This is a genomic window from Streptomyces cyaneofuscatus (assembly GCF_000718135.1).
Taxonomy (GTDB): Bacteria; Actinomycetota; Actinomycetes; order Streptomycetales; family Streptomycetaceae; genus Streptomyces; species Streptomyces cyaneofuscatus.
Genome location: NZ_JOEM01000083.1, coordinates 1 through 392, shown reverse-complemented (window position 1 = coordinate 392; position 392 = coordinate 1). Strand labels below are relative to the sequence as shown.

Genomic DNA, 392 nt, shown 5'->3' with positions numbered 1-392 from the left:
GGCGTCGTCGTCGGTGTTCTTCTCGAGTTGGTCGATCGACGCGCTGGCGAGGACGTTGTCGGCGGACGAGCGGCTGATGGCCTGGATACCCCCACGACGCACTCCGTTCGCCCGGATCGGACGGGGCGACGGCGGCACGTTCGTACAGCTCCCGGGGCGGCCCGAACAGCCCGTCCCCGGCGAGCTGCTGCCGATGCTGGAACTGGTCGACGGCCGCCGCACCCTCGGCGACCTCGCCCGGGAGCTCTCGCTCCCCGCCGGCCTGGCCGAGGAGCACCTGCGCGAGCTGGTGGGTCGTCGGTGGGTGAGCTGGCGGTTGGAGGTGCCTTCGGGTGCGCGTCCGGACCGGGAGCTGCGTGCGGTTCTGGAGCGGGTGGGGGATGCGGAGCTGC

General features: G+C 73.0%; 1 pseudogene. It reads left to right on the top strand.

The features are described from left to right. Window positions 1–76 precede the first annotated feature (76 nt). A pseudogene (locus IF17_RS0135855) lies at window positions 77–392 on the top strand (lantibiotic dehydratase); the annotation flags it as partial.